This is a genomic window from Mycolicibacterium sp. HS_4_1, from assembly GCF_054515875.1.
The window spans coordinates 763548-782275 of the sequence record NZ_CM137261.1; the positions used below are offsets into that span (position 1 = coordinate 763548).

Sequence of the window (18728 nt, forward strand, 5' to 3'; positions counted from 1 at the left end):
GCACGTTGGGCCCCGGGGTGTTTCGCTCCGAATTGTTGGCATTCCCAAACACATTGTTGAAAGGCAGAACCCAGTGGCCCCGAGCACGACCACCCGCACACGATCGATCCTGCTGAGTGCTATCGCCGCGGCGGCGACGGTGTCACTGACGGCGACCGGCTGTAGCGGGGCAACCAGCACCAAACCCAACACCAATCAGGCCAGTACCCCGACCAGCGCCAGCGCCGCCGCCGGCGTCAACTCGTCGGCCGACGCCGCCGTGCCGGCGGTCGAAACCGCGTCGGTGGTGACCGCCGACTCCAACGCCGATTTCGCCGCCACCATCGATGCGCTGAAGGCGGCGGTGTCCTCGAACGGCATGATGATTCTCGGGGATCTTGATCAGGCCGCCGCACTCAAAGCGACCGGGCTGAATCTGGCTGGCGCGCATACCTTCTTCGTCGGCAACCCCAGCATGGGCAAGATGTTCTTCCAAATGAACCCGGCGATCGGCACGGTGTTGCCGCTGCGGATCCTGGTCTGGGCTGGCGATGACGGCAAGGCGCACGTCAGCTACTTCGACCCCAAACCGTCCTTCGCGGCGGTCGACCCCAAGCTCGCCGACGGCGGCCAGAAGATGTCCGACGCGGCGGCCATGCTCACCAAAGCGGCCACCGGCGGCGGCATGGGCCACCCGTCGGCACCTCAGGCCCTGACGCTGAAAACCGTTGATGCTCGAGGCAGCTTTGATGACGCGCTCAATGCGCTCAAGGCGGCGGTGTCCTCGAACGGCATGATGATTCTCGGGGATCTTGATCAGGCCGCGGCACTCAAGCCGACCGGGCTGAATCTGGCTGGCGCGCATACCTTCTTCGTCGGTAACCCCAGCATGGGCAAGATGTTCTTCCAAATGAACCCGGCGATCGGCACGGTGTTGCCGCTGCGGATCCTGGTCTGGGCCGGCGATGACGGCAAGGCGCACGTCAGCTACTTCGACCCCGCGCCGATGTTTGCCGCGGTTGATCCGAAGCTGGCTGATGGCGGCCAGAAGATGTCGCAGGCCGCGGCCATGGTCGCCGGCGCCGTCGCGTGACCGCACGGCACGGCCCGGCCGCGTTGTGGAGGATCATCGCGGAGCTGGCGGCCACCGGCATCGTGATGGCGGCCGCTGCGGTCGGTGGTGCCGAACTGTTCGCGCTCGCCGCCACCGAGCGGTGGACTTTTCAGTCGCTGCTGCTGCACGTCGGGGTTCCCGCCGCGGTCGTCGTCGTGTTGGTGCTCGCGCTGGCCGTCGCCGCCGGCTGGCGGCGGCTGGCGCGGGGCATCATCGTCGGAGCGGCCGCTGGAGTACTGGCCACGATCGGGTTGGAGGTGGTGCGCTACAGCGGGTTTCGGATCTTTCACACCATGCCCGGCGACTTGCCGATGCTGATGGGGATCAAGGCGACCGGCCGCATCATGGTCGGCCCGAGCACCAGCTCGACGATCCTGGGCTACCTCGACCATTACTGGAACGGGGCCCTGTTCGGGGTGATCTTCGCGCTGATCATGGGCGGTTTCCCGGCGGGCAAGATGTGGGCGGCGTCGCTGATCGGTATGGGCTACGGACTCGTGCTCGGCTACGGCTTTGTCAGCGGTCCATTGCCGCGCTCGCTCGGGATCGGCGGCATCTTCGCCACGGTGAGCGTGTCTGAATTTCAGACCACGGTGTACCTCGCGCACGCGGTGTTCGGGGCGATTCTCGGGTTACTGGTGTACCGAGGGGCCCGCGGGCTCCCGCCGTTGTGGTCGGTGCTCGGGGAGCTGCAGCGCGCCGTGGTCGCCGGCTTGACCAGGAGGCCAGCGAACCCCGCCGGCTAGGGTTTGTGGCTACAGCTCTCATGCGTTGTGGCTACAGCTCTCATGCGCGGGATGCCGCTGCCGGCGCGCCGGCAGCGGCATCCCGCTGCGGCTATAGCGGACGTCCCCAACCCAACGGTGCGGCCCGATCGGCGGTGCCCTGGGCCGCTGACGAACCCGCACGTACCACCAAGCCCGCGGCGCCTGCCGGTCAACGACCGGCGGGACGACCGCAGTGTCAGTTCAGAGACAATGCCCTTGCCGCCGTAGCCGCGGTTGGCCACAGTGAGCCGATGATCGACTTCACGCCTTCTGCTGAGCTATATCCGTTCCAGTCCCGGTTTTTCGAAAGTTCAGCGGGCCCAGTGCATTACATCGACGAAGGTCAGGGACGACCGATCATCATGTTCCATGGCAATCCGACGTGGAGTTTCCTGTACCGCGACATCATTCGGGGCTTGCGTGGGCATTTTCGTTGTGTGGCCGTCGATCTGCCCGGTTTCGGGCTCTCTGACCGACCCGTCGGATACGGCTATACCCCGGCCGAGCACGCCCGAATCGCAACCGAGCTCGTCAACGGTCTCGATCTGCGCGATGCGATCGTGATGGCACACGACTGGGGCGGACCGGTCGGACTCGGCATGGCCGTATCGGTGCCTGCTCGCGTCACTGGGTTGGTGCTCGGGAACACCTGGTTCTGGCCGCTGGATTTTCGAGCGCGCGCATTCAGCGTGATCATGTCCAGCGCGCCCCTGCAATGGCTCCTCCGGCATCGCAATGTCTTCGTCGACGTCGCGCTCAAACATGCGGTGACGCGCACGCTCACTCCGGCCGAGATGCAGCACTATCGGGCCGTACAGCCTACGGCTGCGGCCCGCGTGGGCCTCGCAGAGTTTCCGCGGCAACTACGGGCCGCTGACCCGTGGCTGGCCGAGCTGGCCGCCGCGGTCCCGCGCGTCCTGGGCGACCGGCCCCTGCTGATCACCTTCCCGATGCGCGACGCGCTCTTTCGCTATGAACAGGTGGTTCCGCGCATGCGGGCGGCGTTCCGCGATGTCGACGTCGTACAGCTTTACGGTGCTAAACATTTCTTCCAGGAGGATGCCGCTGATCGGGTCGTGGCGGCGGTCATGCACCGGTTCGGATGAGTCCACACGCGTGCGATGACGGGAACCGCAGGTGTTGCTATCCCGCCACCGTCCCGAACTTGACACCGATGGTGGTGAGCACCACGTTGACCGCGAACAGCGCGATGACGCTGAGCACCAGCGTTTCATTGACCGCGGTGCCGACACCCTTGGACCCACCGGACACGGTCAGGCCGCGGTAGGTGCCGACCAGGCCGGCGATGAGACCGAAGGTGGTGGCCTTGACGACGGAGATCACCACTTCGGGGAAACCGGTTAGCAGCGTGAGGGTCGAGACGTAGGCGCCGGCGTTGACGTTCTGGATGTACACGCCGAAGAAGTAGCCACCGACCAGACCGATGACGATCACCGCGCCGTTGAGCATGAAGGCCACGAACGTGGAGGCGACCACCCGGGGCACCACCAGCCGCTCGATCGGATCGATACCCAGCACCTCCATGGCGTCGATCTCTTCACGCACGGTCCGGGCGCCCAAGTCTGCGCAAATGGCCGTCGAACCCGCGCCGGCGACCACCAGCACCGTCACCAGCGGGCCCAGCTGCGTGACAGCACCCAGGGCCGCGCCGGCGCCGGAGACGTCGGCCGCGCCGAACTCCGCGAGGAGGATGTTCAGTGTGAAGATGATGAGCACCGTCAGCGGGATGGAGACCGCCAGCGTGGGCAGGAAGGCCACCCGGATCAGGAACCAGCTCTGAAGGACGAACTCCTTCCACTGAAAAGGTCTTGTCGCCAAGGCTTTAAAGGTGAGAATGCTCATCTTCACAAAGCCCCCGACCACCGTCAGCGGCTTGTCCAGCTGGTCCTTGAGATACCCCAGCATCGAGTCGTCAGAGGCCGCCATCAGTCGAGCCTTCCTGGACGGGAAGCGGCCATGCCGCCGGATTCGTGCGCCACGCGATGACGGGTTGACCCGTCGGCAATGGCCAACACTCGCTGCGTCCAGGAGGGGTGAGCATCCGCGAAGGATGCCGCCCACAGCGGACCTTCGCTAGCGATGTGTCCGCAAGGTGACAATGTTTCACGCCAGCGCGGACGGCTCTGGCACCCTTGGACACCGTAGTGCCGTCGCGTGCTCCTGCAACCGGTCGTCCCTACCCCTTCGGCCGGTTGCAGGCCATACCGCCAGACGATTGGGCGACCGATGCCGACCAATTCTTCGCGCAGTCAACGTAACTCGTGCACCGACCGCCACCGACGTACATTCGGCGCCATCGAGGAAGCGTAGGCCAACGCCGCCACCTGCGGTTCGGCACGGCGGCATCTACGTACCAGTACCGTAGGTCGCGTGAGATCGGACCCGCCATCCCAGCAATGTCCCGACGCGGGCGGCGCAGCCCGAAATGTAGCGAGCCGGCCCACGCTGAGGCGAATCACCGTCAGTGCGGGTGCGGGGCTGCTGCTGTACGCGAGCTTCCCGCCCGTGAACTGGTGGTTCACCGCGTTCATCGCCTTCGCACTGTTGGGTTGGGTCCTGACCGGCGAATCCATCAGCGCCACCAGTGGATTCGGCTATGGCGTGGTGTTCGGTGCAGCCTCCTACGCGGCGCTGCTGCCGTGGGTCGGCGCGCTCGTCGGTGCAGCGCCGTGGCTGGCTCTGGTGGTGTTCTGCGCGGTGTTTCCCGGCATGTTCGGTGCATTGGCCACCGTTGTTCGAGGCCGGCCCGGCTGGCCACTGTGGCTCGCCGGTGTGTGGGCCGGCGTCGAATGGCTCAAATCCACCGTCCCATTCGGCGGTTTTCCTTGGGGGATTGTCGGTTTCGGGCAGACGAGCGGCCCACTGCTGCCATTGGCGCGGCTCGGCGGCGCGCCGCTGCTGTCGTTCGCGGTGGTGCTCGGTGGATTCAGCGTGACGGCCATCGCCGTGGCGATACGCCGGTGGCGCCCTCCTGGGCGGCGTTCACTCTCGCCTTTCCCCGCGGTGGAGCTTCCCGGCTTGTGTCTCTGTGCGATAGCGCTGGGCGTGGCGGTGATCTCGCCGGACGTTCAGCGATCAGGGGCCGCCGTCGCCAGCGATACCGCCGTGACGGTCGCGGCCGTGCAGGGCAACGTGCCCCGGCTCGGGCTGGATTTCAACGCGCAGCGCCGCGCCGTGCTGGACAACCATGTCAGCCAAACCCTGCGCCTGGCGGCCGACGTGCGTGCCGGCCGCGCCCGGCAGCCGCATCTGGTGATCTGGCCGGAGAATTCCTCCGACATTGACCCGCTCCGCAACCGCGACGCGGCCCACCAGATCGCCAGCGCCGCACGCGCGATCGGCGCACCCATCCTGGTCGGGGCGGTGTTGATGCACCCGGACTGGACGCCCGATCACCCGGCGACGACCAATACGGTGATCGTGTGGAACCCCGGCGGTGGTCCCGGCGACCGACACGACAAACAGATCGTCCTGCCATTCGGCGAATATCTACCGTGGCGAAGCTTCTTTCGGCACCTGTCGGCCTACGCCGACCGCGCGGGCTACTTTGTGCCCGGGCACGGCAGCGGAGTGGTGCACGCCGCAGGCGTACCGGTCGGGGTCGCCACCTGCTGGGAGGTCGTCTTCGACCGGGCAGCCCGCGAATCGGTGCTCAATGGCGCGCAGCTGCTGGCCGTGCCAACCAACAATGCCACCTTCAACGCGACGATGAGTGAGCAGCACCTAGCCTTCAGTAAGCTACGGGCCGTCGAACACGACCGCTACGTCGTGGTTGCCGGCACCACCGGCATCAGTGCGGTCATCGCGCCCGATGGCCGAGAACTGGCCCGCACCAGGTTCTTCGAACCCGCCTACCTGGACACCCAGGTGGGGCTGAACACCACGCTGACTGCCGCCACCCGCTGGGGACCTCTCCTGCACCTAATGTTGGTAGGTATCGGCGCGACGGCCCTGGTCCTTGGTTGGCTGCAGCGTGGGCGGCGATGGCCGCGGCGAAGACGATCGTTAGCGCTGACAGAGCAGCGCGGCGGCGAAAAGTATTGGTAGAGCAGCGATCGCGGTGACAATGGCAGCGATCGTGAGACGGTGCCGCCATTGACGGCCGGCGGTGGGCGGTGCCGCGAGTCGCCGCGACCGCACCAGTACGGCGCTCTCCGCGGCCCCGAGGACCTCGGCGGGGGCGGGCGCACCGCCGACGAGCGCCAACAGGCCGCGCAGCAGCGGTGCAGCACCGTAGCGGCGCGCGGCACGGTCGTCGGCGCACATCTCCAGCAACGGGGGCACCGCCGCTGCCGCCGCGGCGAACAGCGGCAACCGCGACAGTGTCGTGGCCAATGAGCGCAGGATCGTCAAGAGCAGATGGTGGCGCCCGGACAGGTGCGCTCGTTCGTGGGCCAGGACGGCCGCTAGTTCGGGCGCATCGAGAGCGGTCAGCGCGGCCGATGTGACAACAATGGCCGGGCACCGACCCGCCACACAATAGACGGCCGGCCGGGTGGCCGAAACCACCACCACCCCAGGGACGTTCGTGTGCGTGCCCACAGCCCTGGCCATGATGGCGTGCTGGTAGCTCTGGCGAGTCAACCGCCGCGCCACCAACACGACCCGCCTGGCCCAGCGCACGGTCACGAGATACCCGAATGCCATGGCGGCGATCGCGACCACCCACCCAAGGGCGCCCGGCAGGCCCACGTGGCCGACACGGCCGGCGATCTCAACACACAGTGACGGCACCCGGCCATGGAGTGCATCGCTGAGCACATCGGCGGTGGCGACCGCCAGTGCACCTACCCACGCACCCACAACACTCATCACCGCCACGAGCCACACCACGACGCTCAGGCCCGGTGAAATGACGCTGCGGGTCAGTCTGGCCAGCGGCCGAGGCCCCAACCATGTCGCAACGCAGGCGTAGCCCACCATCAAGATCGCCAGTGTGGTCATCGGCCCGTTCCGTCGATGATTCGCCGCAGCGCCGCCCGCACGCGCGCCGACTGGTTCCTGTCGAGCGTGTGTAGGAAGAACGCCAAGACCAGCTCAGCGTCCCCGCCGTCATCAAACGCCGCATGCATCAATTGGGCGGTGTGCTCCTCGCGTGTGAGAACCGGCCGATACTCGAACGCCTTGCCGACCCGTTCGCGGGTCAACCATCCCTTCTTGTGCAGGTTGTCCATGGTCGACAGCACGGTGGTGTAGGCAATCGGCCGGTCGACACTGAGCTCATCGAAAATGTTGCGTACGGTGGCCGGCTCCGCGCGGCACCACACGCGGTCCATGATGACCGCCTCGAGCTCGCCGAACCCGCGAATTCGCACTCGCTGCCCCCGTCTTTCGTTTCGCACCACGGTCCTGTCTACCGCGTCGACCGCTTCCACCGAAACGGTGAAAGCTAACCCAGTGACGCGCTCCTCCCTGGGCGACACACCGCTCGTTACCGAAGTGATACCCGTGATGATAGTTACTCGTGCGTCCCGTGTGATGTGCGGTGCAGATACATACGTATTAAGTGCGTAGTTGTGTCGCTGCGGGAGGACAACCGTGATCAAAGCCGGACAGTTTGCGCGCCGGACCAGCGTCGTCGCGGGGTTGGTGTCACTGGCGTTGGCCGTGCCGATGTCGGCACATGCCAGCGGCGAGAGCTGGGATCCGTTGCTGCCGATGCGGGCGAGTGCGGGGGCGCCCGGGGATCCCGTGGCCATCGCGAACGCGTCGCTACAGGCCACTACCGCGGCCACCCAGACGGTGATGGATTTGGGGCGCAATTTTTTGGGCAGCCTCGGGTTCGGGTCCCGCGCTAGTTGTAACTCTTGGACAGGTTGTGAACGGCGTGGTGAGCGGAAATAGGTGAGGACCTCCGGTATCGCTGTGGTTACCACACACACATCGATCACCGAGAGGTCCTCGTGTCTCACCGTAATGCCTTCCTGACTCCGCGTGGCCGTTTGGCTCTGGCTCAGTGTGTTGTTGATGACCGATGGCCGCTGGCTCGTGCTGCCGAGCGATTCCAGTGTTCGAGGGCCACGGCCAAGAAATGGGCCGATCGCTACCGCGCTGGAGGTAAGCAGGCGATGGCCGATCGCTCCAGCCGCCCGCACCGTAGCCCGCGGCGCCTGGCGCAGCGTCGCGAGCGCCGGATCATCAAGGTGCGCTTCACCCGTCGCTGGGGCCCGCACCGCATCGCGGCGCACCTACGGCTGCCCCGCTCGACTGTGGAGGCGGTCCTGCGCCGCTACCGGATGCCGCTGCTGCGTGATCTGGACCAGAACACCGGGTTGGTCGTGCGCCGACCCAAACCTCACCGCTACGAGCATCCCGCGCCCGGAGACCTGGTCCACGTCGACATCAAAAAGCTCGGTCGCATCCCCGACGGCGGTGGGCATCGCAAACTCGGGCGCCAAGCCGGACGGCGCAACCGCAGCGGGGCCGGCTACGCCTACCTGCACCATGCCGTTGATGACCACTCGCGGTTGGCGTACTCGGAGATCCTCGGCGATGAGCGCAAACAGACCGCCGCCGATTTCTGGGTCCGGGCCAACGCCTACTTCAATGGTTACGGCATCACTGTTAAGCGGGTGCTGACCGATAACGGATCATGCTATCGGTCAAAGGTTTTCGCTACCGCGCTCGGCGATGGCATCAGCCACAAGAAGACCCGGCCGTACCGTCCCCAAACCAACGGCAAGGTCGAACGATTCAACCGGACCCTGGCCACCGAATGGGCCTACGCACGCACCTACCTATCAGAGGACGAACGCGCCGTGACCTATCCCCACTGGCTGCATCACTACAATCACCATCGACCCCACAGCGGCATCAAAGGCAAGACACCCATCGACCGCCTACGCGTTCACAACCTGCCTGTGAAGAACAGCTAGTGCTTCGGCCCCGGCCTTCACGCCCGGTCGCGGGTACCGAGTGTCGGGCCGGCAGGCGGTCGAGTACGTCATCCGCCGCGAGGCCAGCCAGATCGGTGTGCCGTATTCATGGGGTGGGGGCAGCCTGACCGGACCGAGCCGCGGCGTCGACGACGGCGCCGGCATAGTCGGGTTCGATTGCTCGGGGTTGACCCGCTACGGTTTTGCCGGCGTCGGAGTCCTGCTGCCGCGCTATTCCGGTGACCAGTACAACGCCGGCCGGCACGTTCCCCTGTCTGAAGCCCGCCGGGGCGACATCCTGTTCTGGGGGCCAGGCGGTAGCCAGCATGAAGCCCTCTACCTGGGAGCCGGCAAGATGCTTGAGGCCCAGCAGAACGGGGTACCGGTCAAGTTGTCCCCGGTACGCCGTAGCGGGATGACCCAGTACGTCACGCGGATTATCGAATACTGAAGCAGCACAGAGCCTTATGTCAGCGCGCTGCCGGCCAGCCACTGCGCCCACGGCACGCTCCAATCGCCGTTCTGCCAGACCTGCAGCGGCTCGCCGCCGGTGTTTCGGACCTCCACCACGTCACCCGGCCGGGAAAAATCGTAGAACCACTGGGCGTTATCGGCATTGAGGTTTAGGCAGCCGTGGGACACGTCGGTGTTGCCCTGCGCCCACACGGTGCTGTCAAGCTGATGCAGATAGATCCCATCGGTGCTGATCCTGGTCGCATACTTGATGGATTCCTTGTATCCCAGCCGCGAATTGATCGGTAAGCCATAGGTCGAGGAATCCATCACCACCGGGCTCGCCTTGTCCATCACCGTGTAGGTGCCGCGCTGAGTCCAAAACGAGATATCCTTGCCGGCAATGGTTTCCGTTCCCCCTCGGCCCATCGAGGTCGGCATGGTGCGCACCAGAGTATTCCCGTCGTACACCTGAACCTGTTTGGTGGCGTCGTCGGCGATCGACACGTGCGCGTCGCCGATCTGGAAGCCGACGTGGCTGTCCTCCTGCCCGTACAGGCCATCTCCGAGCTGCGCGCCGAAAATGTTGGCTGCAGCGGTGACGACGGTGCCCGGCGCGTAATAGTGCTCAGGTCGCCAGTGCGCATTCTGATCGTCCAGCCAGTACCAGGATCCTGGTACTGGCGGGGAGGTCGTCACCGACAACCGTCGTTCGGCAGCGACACGGTCGCTGATTCGTTCATCAAAATGAGCGACAACCACCACCCCGATACCGTAGGTAGCCCCATCGGTCAGTGCCGTCCCCGCCGTAGTGGTCAGGTACGCCTTGGTTTGGTTGCGCGGCGTGAGCGTCGAAAAAGTCGACACCTGCGTTCGACGCACCCCGTCGCTTCCAGCCCCTGTGGCCGTCACCGTGTAGGTGCGCCCGTAGACCAGCGGGACTGCCGGTTTCCACGTGAGGTGGTCCGGCGTCATGATCCCACCGATGCGATCACCCCGGTCCGAGAGCATCACGACATCGGCGAGTGTTCCCGCTGTGGCGGTCACCGCCACAGCGCTCAGCGGATCCACCTCACCGACCCCGTCCAGTGGAGTGATGGCCATGGCCGGCGGCACCGATGGCGCGACCGATGTGGACGGTGTCGCGGTGCCTTGGCTGCCGCGGAATCCGGTGCCGGAACCGGTGAACGAGTACACGATGATCGTCACGCCGACAACCATTGCGAGCACCATCAGCCACGGCACCGCTACCCTCGCGTCCTCGGTGTCGCTGCCGGTACGACGGCAGCCGCAACCGGGAGCGCTTCGCGTGACGATCCCCACGGCCACGCCCATGATCACCAACGCCACACCCAACCACAAATTTGGATCTCGGTAATCGAACATCACAACGCCTCTCCGAATGCTTCGCCGATCAACGGGGTCTGGGCCACTGCTCCTGGTGTCATCGCGCAGTGCCGGCAAGACGGGCGCAGGAAGTCAGCGATGGTGTGGCAGAACGTGTTTAGCGCTGCCAGTCGTCCGTTCCATCGTTCTGGTTGTAGATGCCGACAGAGTTCTTGACCACCACCGGGTCGCCGCGTTGCACATTGTCGATGAACCACTTCGCATTGGCGGGGCTAATGTTGATGCAGCCGTGGCTGACGTTGCGCTTGCCCTGATCGGACAGCGACCACGGGGCTGCGTGCACAAAAATGCCGGTGTTCGAGATCCTGGCCCCCGACAGGCCCGGCAGCCCTCACCAACCCCGGGCCGGCAGTGGAGTCTGTACCGCCCGGGACCGCGACGTCGGCCGTCGGCACCGCCAAATCCGTTGCCGCATCGACCCCAGGTGGCGGATCAACCGCCCGCTGATTCGGGTCCGCCGCCCCTGCGGGGGACAGCGCAACCGCTACACAACACACGGTGAGCACTAGCAACCCCGCACGATGGAGCCACCCACCCCGTGCACCAACCCACATGGACGCCACCATAAACCTCCGTACTTACTACGTACTTACCGACTACTTTAATGGGCCCCCGCCTGCGCGCAATGCTCGCTGGCGCCGAAGCGGCCTGCAGAGATGCGGCAATGGCAATCACCACGGGAAGCAATGTCGCTGGGTACCTTGAATATTCGGAATCAGCGGCCTCATGGCCTGCTGGCGCGAGTAGCAGACGTCGCATCCCAATCCAAGCGACGGGAAACCTGAGGGCGCACATGGCCGAAGTCTCCGCACCATGATCACGTCGAACTCTGCTGGCGAAAGCGATGTCGTGGCCGCGGCGCCGGGTTCGAGCAGGGCACACCGCATCGCGCTGCGCCCGTATCGCGGGGGCAGGCCCATGGTCCGCGTAGGGGGCATCTTGTGTTGAGCTCATGGAGTCGGTACATCGCGGATGGTCCTTTTCACGAGGGCAAATGGTGTCGAGAGCGCACAAGCTGTCACCCTCGAACTATGGGTGTGATCCAGTGCCTGCGCCGTCACACTGTCAGCTGACCGACACTGCCTGCCGCGATTCGGTGGCTCAGCGGTCTGCGTGGACCATCGGTCAGTGAGGTCCGCATGCGCACCGATCAATTTCGCCGGCTCGGGCAAACTCGCGTGCCATAGGCGGAGCAACGGTCGGCAAAGGTCATGTATCGACCGACCCTGTCTGCTTCGACGTCGCCGGGCGGTTGCCAACCACCGTTGCATTGAGCAGCGGCATGCACGCCATCGCGTTCTGGATGTCCTAAGCGCCGTTTCGGACGGACAGGCGCCGGCGCCGATAATCCGACTGGGCCCCATGGCGTGGCAATCGAAGTCGGCCCAGCCCCGGCAGGGATTGTTACCCGTCCAGCCGGGCACGGCGTCGGCCCGGACGGAACATGGTCACCTCAAAGACAATTCGTTCACACCCATCTTGGGATGAAACCTACTGTGTCCCTAGGGAACTCGCACAGACCATAGGCACCCGAAGTGACCGGGCACCTGGCGTATCAGGTGCTGGGTTGTCGGTTCACCGCATACTGATTCCGACCTAACTTTGATAGAGGATTAACTAGAGCGAGCACCCCGTGCAGAAGTACGACGCGGCCGACGTACGACCAGCCAGTCGTGTATCCCGATCTTCGGTGGCTGCTACCAGGTGGGGCTCAGCGGGACACTGGCCGAAACAGTCGACACCTAGGTTGAAGGAAACTGTTGTGCTGCAACATGACGTAGCTGCGGCCTCCTATGGATCGATTCAGGCCCGAGCGAGTTGATGATGTGTTCTCGCGTTCTGGTGATCAGAGGGTGGACTCACGTACGCGAAGCTCTGCGGCGGCACCCCCGACGGCAGGAGTTCAGATATCGCCAGTGGCGTTTCAAGGCGGACGGCAGCTCTGATGCCGATGCCTGCGCCGGAGGCGCTTCCGGCGTAGTACCGATCGAAGTCGACGCGGTCGATGCACCCGACTTTGGAAAACTTGCGCCAAAGTACTTGTGGTGCAGCCGTAATGGTGCGTTCGACCTCGAAGTACCCAATGATCCGTTGCACTGGCGCGGTGGCGTACACCCACACGCGGGTCACGTCGTCGGCGAGCGGCCGCTTACGAAACTCGACCCGTTTGCGTCCGTCCATGATGGCTTCGGCGAACCGGGGATGTACAGATAGAACTACCTGTCGGCCAGTTGTTGGTGAACCCATTGGGTGCCAACCTCCTTCACCTTGGTTACCGTTTGCGGCGGACCGTTAAGCACGCCATTGGCAATGAGCTCTGAGTCGGTCCACGGTGGCTCGACGTCACGATCCTTACGAAACAGCAGGATAAGTACACCGCGGGAATGTGTTGCGAGCTCTGAGATGTCGTCGGTGCCGTAGACCGTGCGCCCCGCAACAAGATTGAGCACTTCATCCGGGGCGGAGGTGCGGTGTGTGCGCTCCACGACGCCGACAACTGAAACGACCTGCAGGCCCGACCGGTAGAACAGGATTACATCGCCCGGGCGCACCTGCTTCGTTGGCGCGTTGCACAAGTAGGCTTTTCGTAACGCGTTCCCCCACGGTCGTGTCGCTTGGCCGGCGATGTCGGGGAAAGTGAGCTGGTCTCCGACTGCATCGGATGCGCACTCGGGGAAGAGCTGATCATGCCAGTGCGCGCGAATCGGGATGACGAACACCGAGGCATCCGTCGAGATAGCCGGTGGCCCATATCTAATGTGGTAGTCGAGCGGCGGCAGGCTCTTGTCGCGCGGCTGAAAGCTTTTGAGCAGAACGAGTTCGCCGCGCGCGGACTGCGCGCCCTCGACGTAGCCGAATTGCCCCAAGAAGTCGATAAGCGGCTGGTGGTGCGGCCACACCTCGACATACGCGCTGCCGACTCCATGATCATAGTGCGACCGCAGCACTGCCTTCAGCAGCAATTCTCCGTACCGCGATCCTGAAAACTGTTCAGCAACTTTGAATGTGGAGATTTTCGACACCGGCTGCGTGAATGGGTAGGCGCAGTCAGACTCATTGATCTTCACGATCGCGATGGCCGCATAGGTCCCATCGGCCTCCTCGATGACGAAACACTCGCGATTCGACGAGTCGGCCTGAACCTTGGCGATCCAGTCATCGAAGTCCGGCTGGTACTCGATTCGAAGGCTGTCGAAGATGTCTTGTTCGAGGTCTAACGCATATGGTGGCAGCACTGTGACTCGCGGCGGAGGTGGCGCGATCGACGGTTCGAATCCCTCAAGCATCGCGGCCGCATCGGCCAAGGTAAGGACCCGGTCGCCGACGCCGATACGTTTCGCTCGTTGCCCGAGGCGAACATCATCGCTTACAAGGAAATTCACGGCATTCGAATTCAGCGCCGCCAGAATCCTTCTGTCCCGGTGGTCGTTGCTGTCCAATTCGACAGGGCCGAGCTCGTTACTGATCGTTGAGCTGATCGGTGACTCGGCCAGCAGGTCGAACTTCTTGAGTTCGGCCATCCGCTGTTGCACGCGAGTCGGATCGGATCCCTCGGCGAGTTCGTCGCGGCTTGCAGGGTGAACAAAGACGTGATGCCCTTGCTTCATTGCAAGTCGGACGAAGGTCGCGGCCGGGGTCATACCAGCTTCCATTTGGCCGGCATACGGCTCCAACGCGATAATGACGTTGGTATCCAGCAGAAACCGAGTGGGAGCCGTTGAGCTGTTGGTATTGACGCGCTCGTCGGCCACAGCTGGATTATCGGTTTTGGACGCCGTGTTTCTGCAGCGTGACACGCGCCATCCGGCACCGGATTTCCGCGAACGATATCGGCGGAGCCCGTGTTGGTGGGTGGCCGCGCTAGTCGGGGTCTGTTTCGGAGAGGGGTATCCGCGCACCGAACTGCCGGCAACAGGGTGTGCGGTTATCCGGTATCCCGCACCGTGATTAGGGGGTCGGCGCATCGTCATGCTCGGACCACGTGTCGGCGAGAGTGTTGGCGAGGGACCAGAAGTCGGATTCGTTGCGCGAGTAGTTGCCGCGGCGCGATGTTGCGTTGAGCAGGCCGATCGCGGTGAGTTTCTTGAGTTCCTTCGAGCAGGTCGCCGACGAGACATCGGTGATCGACGCTAGTTGACCCGTGGTGAACTCCGGCTTGGGGAACCGACTGATGGCACTCCAGAGGCGTATTGCCTCAAACCTGCCCGTCAGGACTCGGGACCGCGCGTCGATGTCCATGGTTCCAATTCCAACATGCTAATTTCCAATATAGAAACTAGCATCGTAGACCGGGGTGCGAGCTCGTGACAACGCGGTGGGGTGCGACACCTACAGCGGGTGTTTGCGGTGATGTGACCGATGTTTCAAAGGGAAGTGATGTGACTGGTGTTGCCGGCGGAGTGCAGTTCGCCACGACACGTAGTCGTCGTGCGGCCGTCACCGCACGTCAACGTGACTTGTCGGACCCCGGGTTCATGATTAATCCAGCGGGAATCGCACCGCGGTGGCAAGATCGGCCGATACGTCACCGAGACTTGCCGGGTTCGCGATCGATATCGACACATGTCAGGATGGGCGAGTGGCAACTGCACAAGTAGGCGGCATCAGAGCTTTCCGCGCGGAACTGGACACGCAGTCTGCGGAGTTCGTCGACGCTGTCACCGCCGGCTTGCGGGGCCACCCGGCGCGGATGCAGCAGATGCTCGGTCGAGTGCTCCGTCGTCCGCCGACTGCACTGACCACCAATCCAGCCTTGTTGGAAAGTTTGCTCGCCGCCGTGTCAACGATCACCGCTCCAGCTGGCCCAACGGCGGTGCACGACGACGGCGGCCTATCGCAGTGGGCAGGTCCGCGACGCGTTCCTGGCCACCGGTTCCAGCTGCCGCACGATCAACCGGAAGTAGAACTGCCGGAGAGTCTGGCCTGGGACGACGCCGACCTCGCTGACCCCGTGCTGGATACCTCCGTCCAGCGGTTGTTGGCTTCGATTGTTGCGGAGTACCGCAGCGAGTCCCTCAAGTCCCTCGGCATCCCAGCTACCCGCACGCTTCTGCTGACCGGTGACCCGGGAACCGGCAAGACGATGACCGCACGATGGATCGCCGCACAGCTGGGCCGGCCGCTGCTACGGCTGGACCTGGCCGCGGTGATGAACAAACAACTCGGCCGAAGCAGCCAAAACCTCGTCGCTGCACTGGAATCGGCTGCTGATACGGACGCGGTGCTGTTCATCGACGAATTCGACGCGATCGGCAGCGCTCGATCGAGCAGCTCCGATATCGGTGAAATCCGGCGCCTGGTCAATGTTTTGCTGCTCGCGCTGGATAGCTGGCCCGAAAATCACCTGTTGGTCGGTGCCACCAATCACCCCCAGCTGCTGGATGCGGCGGTGCACAGGCGATTTGAGGTCGCGGTATGCCTGCCTAAACCCACAAAGGCTGCGCGCGAACGAATCTGGCAGACTCACATCCCGGCCCTGTCGGATTCGGACGCGGCACTGGTGGCGTCGATGTCCGACGACTGGTCGGGCTCAGACATCGCAACGTACGCACTGCGAATCCGGCGAGCGGCGGGAATGCAGAACCGGGCGCCGAAGCTCTCCGATGTCCTGGAGTTGTTCAGCCTCAATGGTTTCGACTGCGCAGATCAACCCGGGGTCATCGAGGCTCTTGCTGATCGCGGCTATTCACAACGCAAGATTGCTTCGGTGGTTGGCGTCAGCCACACCACCGTGCAAAATAAGATCAGAAATCGGCGGTGAAATCCGCATCGCGCTCTAAGCTGAGCCGATGACCTCCAGCGTGGGTGGCGACTTCGGCAATCCGCAGTTCGATCCAGCGGCTAACAGGCCACTTCTTGTGAGGGGCGAGACCCTCAAGCTCGACGTCAGTCCCCCCTCATCGGGTGGTGGGAAGGAATGGCCTGTATCCCTTGCCGATGCCGCTGCACGAGTAGTATCCCAAGCAGCTTCTGCCGCAGAGGTTTTGACGTCCATCGACGGTCGGTATATCGGTGGGCGGCCCATCTTGGAGATCGTGCTGCACGAGTATGCGCTGGCAGCCTCGTGGTATCCGAAGCAACTCTTCAAGCAATGTGGATTTGTGCACGTAGGCTCTGCGGTCCGCAACAACGAACGAACGGTGTATGTTGCCACCCCTGATAACGGTCTGCAGACGCTGCAGCAGATCGCGCTGGACTCGGCTACGGCATCGGGAAAAATTCAAGACGGCATACAGGCTGTCAACACCATCAGTGTCGCTCATGGTGCGCAACGTGATCAGGAGCCGACCGATGATCAAGAACAGGTGCTCGTCGAGATTGTGCTGCACGGACAACCTGACAATACCGGCGCGCCCTCGCCGGCCGGTGAGGCCATTGTCGAAAGCGTCAGAGCCTTGGTTTCTGCATCGGGCGGAACGATCGAGGACGCGTGGATTAGGAACAGCGACACAGCAACATTCATCCCGGCCAGGGTCGGTAGTGAGGGCTTGCGAGAAATCCTGAACCACAACTCGGTACGGCTGTGCCAACCAATGCCACAGTTGCGACAGTTACCGACGCCGATCCCCATGGATCATCTGCCGCTGGAGTTCCAACGGGCGGGTCCAGCTGCGAGTACGGGTGTACCGCCACTAAAGGTGGCCGTCTTCGACGGCGGCGTTGAAGACGACAGTGATATCTGGCAGGGCAGGGTCGTTGGATGTGAAATCGGTACGCCAACACCGACTGTGGCCAGCAGAGCTCACGGCGCCTTGGTGACCAGTGCGATGCTCTACGGTCACCTCACCGGCCAGGTTTTGCCACCGCCGGCCAACGTGGACATCACTCATTATGCGGCGATCCCGCAGGCTGGCCGCGAGCACGACCTGCAGATGTACTGGCTGCTGGACACCATCGCAGATGTGGTGCGCAACAATGAATTCGATGTGGTACTCGTGTGCATCGGTCCTGATTTGATTGTGACCGATGACCATATTGACCGCTGGACATCCACCATCGACCAACTGTCGTTTGAGCACGATGTGCTGTTTGTCGTCGCTGCGGGGAACAATGGCGATCTGGACGCAGTCACTGGCCTGAATCGGGTTCTTGTCCCAGCCGACACGGTCAACGGCATCACCGTCGGAGCGACCGGCAGCCCGGCCGGTAACACTGGAGCTTCCTATAGCGCCAAAGGTCCAGGTCGCACTGCAGCACAAATTCTGCCTACCGGCATCGCGTTTGGCGGGTCGGAGGCGGAGCCGTTTGTGGCCGTGGACAACGACGGAACCCCGCTGCAGTTCAAGGGAACAAGTTGTGCGGCACCACTGGTCGTGCACGGATTGGCCAGGGCCGCTAGCCGTTTGGGGTTGGACTACCGGACCTCGACGGTGTTGCGGTGCTGCGCTGTTCATTTCGCGGAGACCTCCAGAGGTCAGGAGCACGACCATGTCGGATATGGCCACCTGCCGTCGGACTACCCCGAGATCGACTACAACGAATCACACATCGTGCACGTCCTGTACGAAGGCCAAACAGTCCGTGGCGAAGTCGACGTTCTTGCCCTCCCGATGCCCGAGGGGATGCCTGCGCCGGTCGATATACGGATCACGCTTGTGTCTACATCGGAAGTCAACGCCACTGACGCCGGTGACTATGTCGGTGCAGGATTGGAGGTCGCCTTCCGCCCCGACAACACGGTCTACAAATTCACCTCACCCGCAGGGAAAACCAAAGAGCTCAGCCTGACTCGCGACGCAGAGAAGGTCGCCCAACTGAGGGCCGAAGGTTGGGAGCCGGCGGGTACGCCGATGACACGTAGCTGGAAAGTTCGATCAAAAACCGAAGCCAGCAGACGAGCCAGCGGTAAATGGGAATCGGTGCAAGTCATCGATCACAAGGTTCAAGACGCGGCGCCGGTGCAACCCCAGATCGAGTTGGCACACTACTCGCGCGAGCGCGCGACGATGACAAGCGGTACTGCACCGCTTAGGTGGACCATGCTCGTCACCCTCGAATGTCCGCGCGGAACCGATCTGTACCAGGCGGTGCTAGCCCAATTTCCAACGCTACGGCCGCATGTCATCACGATCGAGCCCGAAGTGGGAACTGACATTGAAGCTGGTGAGTAGC

Annotated in this window: 15 protein-coding genes and 2 pseudogenes; 9 read left to right on the top strand and 8 right to left on the bottom strand. The window is 63.7% G+C overall.

The window, feature by feature from the left end; translation table 11 throughout:
- The first annotated feature begins 286 nt into the window (after positions 1-286).
- From ACX12F_RS03600 to ACX12F_RS03610, 3 genes are all read left to right on the top strand, one after another.
- Positions 287-1072 carry a DUF302 domain-containing protein gene (locus ACX12F_RS03600; RefSeq protein ID WP_459368302.1) on the top strand — a complete coding sequence of 262 codons (786 nt, stop codon included), beginning with the start codon at positions 287-289 and terminating at the stop codon, positions 1070-1072.
- On the top strand, positions 1069-1839 hold the full coding sequence (locus ACX12F_RS03605; RefSeq protein ID WP_205895718.1) for a hypothetical protein: 771 nt from the start codon (positions 1069-1071) through the stop codon (positions 1837-1839). The genes ACX12F_RS03600 and ACX12F_RS03605 overlap by 4 nt, the downstream gene beginning before the upstream one ends.
- Before the next feature lie 272 nt (positions 1840-2111).
- Complete coding sequence (locus ACX12F_RS03610) at positions 2112-2966, top strand: alpha/beta fold hydrolase (protein ID WP_165682377.1); 855 nt, start codon at positions 2112-2114, stop codon at positions 2964-2966.
- A gap of 37 nt (positions 2967-3003) precedes the next feature.
- On the opposite strand, the gene ACX12F_RS03615 is transcribed toward ACX12F_RS03610, so the two are convergent.
- Positions 3004-3807 (bottom strand): MlaE family ABC transporter permease, encoded by an 804-nt coding sequence (locus tag ACX12F_RS03615; protein ID WP_165682376.1) that lies wholly within the window; start codon positions 3805-3807, stop codon positions 3004-3006.
- Between the two features lie 444 nt (positions 3808-4251).
- Between ACX12F_RS03615 and lnt the strand changes: the two genes are divergently transcribed.
- A complete protein-coding gene (gene lnt, locus ACX12F_RS03620; RefSeq protein WP_165682375.1) occupies positions 4252-5928 on the top strand; it encodes an apolipoprotein N-acyltransferase in 1677 nt (558 codons plus the stop codon).
- Here lnt and ACX12F_RS03625 read toward each other — a convergent pair.
- Positions 5887-6825, bottom strand: a complete 939-nt coding sequence (locus ACX12F_RS03625; protein WP_165682374.1) for a M56 family metallopeptidase — start codon at positions 6823-6825, stop codon at positions 5887-5889. The genes lnt and ACX12F_RS03625 overlap by 42 nt on opposite strands.
- Entirely contained in the window at positions 6822-7793 is a 972-nt protein-coding gene (locus tag ACX12F_RS03630) for a BlaI/MecI/CopY family transcriptional regulator (protein WP_459368303.1), read from the bottom strand. The genes ACX12F_RS03625 and ACX12F_RS03630 overlap by 4 nt, the downstream gene beginning before the upstream one ends.
- On the opposite strand from ACX12F_RS03630, the gene ACX12F_RS03635 reads away from it, so the two are divergent.
- Positions 7785-8756, top strand: a complete 972-nt coding sequence (locus tag ACX12F_RS03635; RefSeq protein ID WP_459367660.1) for an IS481 family transposase — start codon at positions 7785-7787, stop codon at positions 8754-8756. The genes ACX12F_RS03630 and ACX12F_RS03635 overlap by 9 nt on opposite strands.
- Before the next feature lie 19 nt (positions 8757-8775).
- Positions 8776-9207: pseudogene (locus ACX12F_RS03640) on the top strand (NlpC/P60 family protein); the annotation flags it as partial.
- Between the two features lie 14 nt (positions 9208-9221).
- On the opposite strand, the gene ACX12F_RS03645 reads toward ACX12F_RS03640, so the two are convergent.
- Positions 9222-10442 carry a L,D-transpeptidase gene (locus ACX12F_RS03645; RefSeq protein WP_165682410.1) on the bottom strand — a complete coding sequence of 407 codons (1221 nt, stop codon included), beginning with the start codon at positions 10440-10442 and terminating at the stop codon, positions 9222-9224.
- Between the two features lie 271 nt (positions 10443-10713).
- Positions 10714-10923, bottom strand: a pseudogene (locus ACX12F_RS03650) (L,D-transpeptidase); the annotation flags it as partial.
- An 876-nt stretch (positions 10924-11799) separates the two neighbouring features.
- On the opposite strand from ACX12F_RS03650, the gene ACX12F_RS03655 reads away from it, so the two are divergent.
- A complete protein-coding gene (locus ACX12F_RS03655) occupies positions 11800-11928 on the top strand; it encodes a hypothetical protein (RefSeq protein ID WP_459370230.1) in 129 nt (42 codons plus the stop codon).
- Between the two features lie 491 nt (positions 11929-12419).
- On the opposite strand, the gene ACX12F_RS03660 is transcribed toward ACX12F_RS03655, so the two are convergent.
- From ACX12F_RS03660 to ACX12F_RS03670, 3 genes are all read right to left on the bottom strand, one after another.
- Positions 12420-12797, bottom strand: a complete 378-nt coding sequence (locus ACX12F_RS03660; RefSeq protein WP_205895712.1) for an ASCH domain-containing protein — start codon at positions 12795-12797, stop codon at positions 12420-12422.
- Between the two features lie 35 nt (positions 12798-12832).
- Positions 12833-14368 carry a GNAT family N-acetyltransferase gene (locus tag ACX12F_RS03665; protein ID WP_205895710.1) on the bottom strand — a complete coding sequence of 512 codons (1536 nt, stop codon included), beginning with the start codon at positions 14366-14368 and terminating at the stop codon, positions 12833-12835.
- A 196-nt stretch (positions 14369-14564) separates the two neighbouring features.
- A complete protein-coding gene (locus ACX12F_RS03670) occupies positions 14565-14855 on the bottom strand; it encodes a helix-turn-helix domain-containing protein (protein WP_165682371.1) in 291 nt (96 codons plus the stop codon).
- Positions 14856-15195: 340 nt separating this feature from the next.
- On the opposite strand from ACX12F_RS03670, the gene ACX12F_RS03675 reads away from it, so the two are divergent.
- Together ACX12F_RS03675 and ACX12F_RS03680 are read left to right on the top strand one after the other, a co-directional pair.
- Positions 15196-16377, top strand: coding sequence for an AAA family ATPase (locus ACX12F_RS03675; RefSeq protein WP_165682370.1), 1182 nt, complete (start codon positions 15196-15198; stop codon positions 16375-16377).
- 274 nt (positions 16378-16651) lie between these two features.
- Positions 16652-18727 carry a S8 family serine peptidase gene (locus ACX12F_RS03680; RefSeq protein ID WP_240919539.1) on the top strand — a complete coding sequence of 692 codons (2076 nt, stop codon included), beginning with the start codon at positions 16652-16654 and terminating at the stop codon, positions 18725-18727.
- Position 18728: the final 1 nt, after the last annotated feature.

Coding starts and splice junctions, on each gene's coding strand:
- ACX12F_RS03670 (WP_165682371.1), bottom strand. CDS start 14,855: ATGGACATCGACGCGCGGTCCCGAGTCCTGACGGGCAGGTTTGAGGCA.
- ACX12F_RS03625 (WP_165682374.1), bottom strand. CDS start 6,825: ATGACCACACTGGCGATCTTGATGGTGGGCTACGCCTGCGTTGCGACA.
- ACX12F_RS03645 (WP_165682410.1), bottom strand. CDS start 10,442: ATGGTGCTCGCAATGGTTGTCGGCGTGACGATCATCGTGTACTCGTTC.
- ACX12F_RS03660 (WP_205895712.1), bottom strand. CDS start 12,797: ATGGACGGACGCAAACGGGTCGAGTTTCGTAAGCGGCCGCTCGCCGAC.
- ACX12F_RS03615 (WP_165682376.1), bottom strand. CDS start 3,807: ATGGCGGCCTCTGACGACTCGATGCTGGGGTATCTCAAGGACCAGCTG.
- ACX12F_RS03610 (WP_165682377.1), top strand. CDS start 2,112: ATGATCGACTTCACGCCTTCTGCTGAGCTATATCCGTTCCAGTCCCGG.